The organism is Halomicrobium sp. IBSBa, from assembly GCF_017612575.1.
In the GTDB taxonomy this organism is placed as follows: Archaea; Halobacteriota; Halobacteria; order Halobacteriales; family Haloarculaceae; genus Halomicrobium.
This window is the reverse complement of record NZ_JADPQC010000017.1, coordinates 1-3,318: the sequence shown is the minus strand read 5'-3', so window position 1 is coordinate 3,318 and position 3,318 is coordinate 1. Positions and strand designations below refer to the sequence as shown.

At 57.1% G+C, this 3,318-nt stretch carries 2 rRNA genes; both read right to left on the bottom strand.

What is annotated here, in order from left to right:
- Positions 1-53 precede the first annotated feature (53 nt).
- Positions 54-175, bottom strand: a 5S ribosomal RNA gene (gene rrf, locus IL252_RS17230).
- A 107-nt stretch (positions 176-282) separates the two neighbouring features.
- Positions 283-3,201: ribosomal RNA gene (locus IL252_RS17225) — 23S ribosomal RNA — on the bottom strand.
- Positions 3,202-3,318 lie beyond the last annotated feature (117 nt).

The following is a 3,318-nucleotide window of genomic DNA, read 5'->3' as shown; positions in this document are numbered from 1 at the left end:
TCGATATGAAAAAAGCCCGCAGCCACCACGGCTGCGGGCTCTGTAGTATGAATAGCAGGCGGCGAACCGGCTTTCCCAGGGGTTCGCACACCCCAGTACTCACCGGAACGCTGGCAGGCTTAACCGCCGTGTTCGGGATGGGTACGGGTGTTTCCCTGCCGCTATGGCCGCCTTTACGCCGAGTCACGGAATCGAACCGCGAAACTACCACTCTCGGTCTCCGCGCAATACGTGCGATCCAGTAAGCGCCTGGACTCGTGCAAATCGAGTCACAGTGCAATGAGTGTGTGGCTTCGGTCGATTAGTGCTCGCGGGCTCAACGTCTCGTTGCCTCGACGCGTACACCCCGAGTCTATCTATCTCGTCTTCTACGAGTGACCTCTCCGGTATCTCTTTTCCAGGTGGGTTTCGAGCTTAGATGCATTCAGCTCTTACCCCGTGTGGCGTGGCTGCCCGGCACGTGCCCTCTCGGACAACCGGTACACCAGTGGCCACCAATCGGAGTTCCTCTCGTACTATACGATCGTTCCCGTCAGATACCTTTACACCCCCAATAGATAGCAGCCGACCTGTCTCACGACGGTCTAAACCCAGCTCACGACCTCCTTTAATAGGCGAACAACCTCACCCTTGCCCGCTGCTGCACGGGCAGGATGGAGGGAACCGACATCGAGGTAGCAAGCCACCGGGTCGATATGTGCTCTTGCCGGTGACGACTCTGTTATCCCTAGGGTAGCTTTTCTGTCGTAGATCGGCCCGCATCAAGCAGGCGCATCCGTTCGCTAGACCACGCTTTCGCGTCAGCGTCACCGTGTTGGTAGTGACACTGTCAAGCTATCTTTTGCTCTTGCGCTCTTCGCCGCGTCTCTGTCACGGCTGAGATAGCCTTAGGGCGCGCTCGATATTCTTTCGAGCGCGTACCGCCCCAGTCAAACTGCCCGGCTATTGGTGTCCTCCGCCAGGAGTGAGGGTCACAGTCACTACCGGGTAGTGTTTCATGTCTGGCTCGGTGATCCGCTAGCGCGGGTACCTGTGTAACGCCTCCTACCTACTCTGCACAGTAGCGACCATGTCCCAGCAACAGCCTGCAGTAAAGCTCCATAGGGTCTTCGCTTCCCCTTGGGGGTCTCCAGACTCCGCACTGGAACGTACAGTTCACCGGGCCCAACGTTGGGACAGTGACGCTCTCGTTAATCCATTCATGCAAGCCGCTACTGAAGCGGCAAGGTACTACGCTACCTTAAGAGGGTCATAGTTACCCCCGCCGTTGACGGGTCCTTCGTCCTATTGTACTAGGTGTTCAGATACCCGCACTGGGCAGGATTCAGTGACCGTACGAGTCCTTGCGGATTTGCGGTCACCTATGTTGTTACTAGACAGTCGGAGCGTCCGAGTCACTGCGACCTGCTCCTGTCAGGAGCAGGCATCCCTTATTCCGAAGGTACGGGACTAACTTGCCGAATTCCCTAACGTCGGTTGTTCCCGACAGGCCTTGGCTTTCGCCGCCACGAGCACCTGTGTCGGATCTCGGTACGGTTCGTATGCTCCCTTTTCACGGGCCCCAGGTTGAACCAATTTTCACTGTCCCGCCGTTCGTCCGCTTCCTGCCATTACGGCTTCCACGGATTTGGACGGTTCGACCGGGCGAAGGCCCGGCTTGGTCGACCCCGAGGCGTCGGTTTCACTGCATACGAGCGCTGGAATATTAACCAGCTTCCCATGTCGTCCCCTTCGAATTACGGGGGGACTTAGGACCGGCTAACCCTCAGTTGACGAACAGTGCTGAGGAACCCTTGCTCGTTCGGCCGTCGGAATTCTCACCCGACTATCGCTGCTACTATGGCCAGAATTGTCGTCACCGATCGGTCCACAGGAGTTCTCACCCCTGCTTCCATCCAATCGGAGCGCCAACCTACTCGATCTCCCTTTCACGGGAGCGGCCAGGTCTCGGTGGTGGATTTGAGTCCCGATCATTTTCAGCGCCTCAAACCTCGGCCGGTAAGCTGTTACGCTATTCTTAGAGGGTAGCTGCTTCTAAGCTCACCTCCCGGCTGTCTAGGGCTTGAGACCACTTTCGATCACACTTAATCCACACTTTGGGACCTTAACCCGGCGCTGGGTTGTCTCCCTTACGGTACACAGGCTTACCCCGCATACCGGACTGCCCGCGTCGACGGCGTTCGTAGGTTCGGAGTTTGACAGAAGTGTTCACTTCTCTCGAAGTGAAGCACCTCAATCGGTCGCTCTACCCCACGAACTACCTCGGCGGACGTCATGCTTCGACATGTTTTGGTTGGAACCAGCTGTTTCCGGGTTCGATGGGCCTTTCACCCCTACACGTAGGTCACGGGAGGGTATTGTAGGACACCATCCCTAACGGGCCTCCACGTGCCTTTCGGCACGCTTCACCCTGCCCACGCGTAGATCACCCGGTTTCGGGTCGTGCCCGTTTGACTCCCCGCCCTTGAAGACGGCGGCCCTCGCAATGCTGCGGCCATGTCGGTTTCCCTATGCCTTCCTCGATTATCGAGTTAGACTCGCCAAACAGGCACACTCTCTGGCTCGTTTTTCAAAACGCACGACGGAACTTCGGCTTCCTGTAAGTCCTACACACGGCTCGCGCCGCTTTCGTTTGTTACAGGACCTTTCAAGCCCCGTCGCTCGATCGCCACCTGATTTCAAGCCCTATTGCAACCCCCGTCTGAGGGTGCTTTTCAGCGTTCGCTCACGCTACTTGTTCACTATCGGTCTCGGAGAGTATTTAGCCTTGGCAGTCGATGCCTGCCGTCTTGACGAGGGATTTCCAACCCCCGCTACTCTGGAGCTACCGCACGACGTACTGACCTTCACTACGGGGTTGTCACCCTGTATCACGCTTCGTTCCAGAAGACTTCGTGAAGATGGTCGGCCGATGAAAGGTAGTCCGTACACCACATTGCCCGTGAGGGCTTCGGTTTGGGCTGTGTCGCGTTCACTCGCGGTTAGTAACGACATCGCATTGCGCTTTCTATTCCTCTCGATACTAAGATGTTTCAATTCTCGAGGTTTCCCATTGCGCGAAGCAATTGTTAGAGGGATTCCCATTCGGAGATCCATGGTTCTTTGCCTCCGTGCGGCTCCCCATGGCTTTTCGCAGCTTGGCACGTCCGTCATCGGCTTCCGAGCCGAGCTATCCACCAGGCGGCACAGTAGCCAACGTCAAATTTGGTTGTGACTCGATGAAATTGCACGAGTCCAGTGGACGCCTGGATCGCACGTACACGCGGTGTCATCAGTACAGCCGGTGCGACCCGGTCTGTACATCGACCCTTCCTACCC